Genomic DNA, 2092 nt, shown 5'->3' on the forward strand with positions numbered 1-2092 from the left:
ACATCGAGATGCTTTACAATCGAATCAGGCGCCATTCGCATCTTGATGGGATGAGTCCAGAAGCATTCGAGGCAGCTGCAAAATGAGGCTACTTCAATGTCTAGGATACTGGGAGCAGTCCAGAAATGGTACGAACAACGCAAAAAATCAGGACAAACAGGCTGGAAAAGTTTAGACCGCGACGGCGATGGTGAATTTTGACGGGATGCAGAGGTTGTGGAGAAGTAGTTTTTCTCAGGTTGAGCTAGATAATGTTGTGTATTTGAGATCAAATTTTGATAAAAAAAATCCAGAAAAAAATAGTTAAGATTGTGTGAGAACTGAAGGATTATGAGATTGCAAAGAGTTAAGCATCTGTAATTAATTTTGATTTTACCTTTGCAATAACTATACATGCAGATCTTTGGTATAGTGCAACAGTTTCTCGATCTATTCAAAACTACAACTACCCCCCACCTAAAAACCGTTTTTCACTATGAAAATGACATTAATCCCCGTACTAGCTATTTCATGTTTATTCTTAACATCTTGTAAAGCATCATCTGATAAAGATGATATTGACCAATTTGTAAAAGTAGATCTGAAAAATTATGCAACTGATAACTACAGAGTTTTTATCGAAGCTAATAAAAACTTTTCTAATGACCCCGCATTAAAAGAGACGCTTTTTAATAATACATACGTAAAGCTGGAAACAGCTCATAGCCTTTTAAGTGAAGAATATCCTGATTGGGTGGAAGGTTTAGACCACAATGGTTTCAATTATGCAGATCTCAATACAATATGCTGGATGATGGTCTATATGGAAAATTATGTAGGCAAAATTGATGAGACGTATAGAAAAGATCTTAAAGTTGAAACTCTAAGTGACGTACATCGACTCTATGTAGAAAGAAAAAAGGTCATCAAATTAAGAGATAGTAAAGAACAAACCGCTAAGAATTTTGTTGAAGTCTGCATGTAGTTTTCTATGGGCAGCATTTGATGGCTATGAAAGACCATTAGCAGAAATGCGAAAAATGGGAAATTTAACAATGAACAAATTTAAAATATTACTTATTCTTATTGCTAGTCTTACAGCAGCCTGCAGTCAGGCAAACAACTCAAATAAACTGACTGAACAGGAAGTCGAGAATGATTTAAAAAATGCAAGAAAAGCTTCCCTCTATGCACAGTTTAATCAAATGTATTATACAAAATTTGTTTTTAGCGCTGCTTATGATGAGGTTAATCAAGTTTCAAAAACTAATGATCAGTTATTGAATTTTGCTAGTTATCAGGCCCACGCAATTAAAACTACTTACGACACTTTAGGCTTAAATTTATCTGAGGACCTTAAAGCACTTTCGGAAGGAAAAAATAGTACCATGACAATCAATGCCTTAGATTCTTTATGTGTAAGTAATAAATTTATTGAGAAATACTCAGCTGTAAAACTTAAATCAGGAAGCAAAATACCTCCAGATATAAAAGAACTTTCAGATAAGGCTCTGACACTTCAACCTGAAATTGAAAGAATTCTGACTAAAGCACCTAATCCAATGGGTGATATTCGGTGTTTAAAATTGAAATAACATCTGTCTCTGGCAGCTTTGTGATTCATATATAAAAGAACGCACTTACTGATATGGAGAGACCAAATTTAACTCATAAAATGAAAGTCTACTCTGGGAAAAGAGGATCAAATGGTGAGTAATTTCACTGCCTCAACCCCACAACTATACCCAAGTGACTTATCAATAGTATGAGTCACTTGTTCAATAATCCAATCTCCCGCAATCCCCTCGCGAAACCCCACAAGAGTAAGCGGCTTCTCGGCCGAGATTTCAGGATTACCAGGTAAATTTAAAATTAATCGCTCTTCACTACGGCACTCTACTTATGCAAAATCCTGAACCATCTATATAATAATTATTTTTCAAAAACATAGCTAATCTGATATTATTAATAATGCTTCTTAATAATACTTGGCTTTGTTGCATAAAGCCTTTGACGGCAGAGTTTTCCTAAGTTGCTAAAATTTAGGTTACAACTTGGGTATGAAGTCTGCCTAATTCTGTAAATTTATTTAATACGGCTACGCGTGCATGGA

Annotated in this window: 2 protein-coding genes; both read left to right on the top strand. The window is 35.1% G+C overall.

Annotation, left to right across the window (positions count from 1 at the left end; all coding sequences use genetic code 11):
- Positions 1 to 475 precede the first annotated feature (475 nt).
- Complete coding sequence (locus JZ787_RS17875) at positions 476 to 964, top strand: hypothetical protein (protein WP_346313025.1); 489 nt, start codon at positions 476 to 478, stop codon at positions 962 to 964.
- 70 nt (positions 965 to 1034) lie between these two features.
- Entirely contained in the window at positions 1035 to 1574 is a 540-nt protein-coding gene (locus JZ787_RS17880; RefSeq protein WP_346313026.1) for a hypothetical protein, read from the top strand.
- Positions 1575 to 2092 lie beyond the last annotated feature (518 nt).

Origin of the sequence: Acinetobacter sp. BWR-L5 (assembly GCF_039655985.1) — a bacterium.
GTDB lineage: Bacteria > Pseudomonadota > Gammaproteobacteria > Pseudomonadales > Moraxellaceae > Acinetobacter > Acinetobacter johnsonii.

Bases quoted from the DNA above. Each gene is read 5' to 3' on its own strand.
- JZ787_RS17875 (WP_346313025.1), top strand. From the start codon at position 476: ATGAAAATGACATTAATCCCCGTACTAGCTATTTCATGTTTATTCTTA.
- JZ787_RS17880 (WP_346313026.1), top strand. From the start codon at position 1,035: ATGAACAAATTTAAAATATTACTTATTCTTATTGCTAGTCTTACAGCA.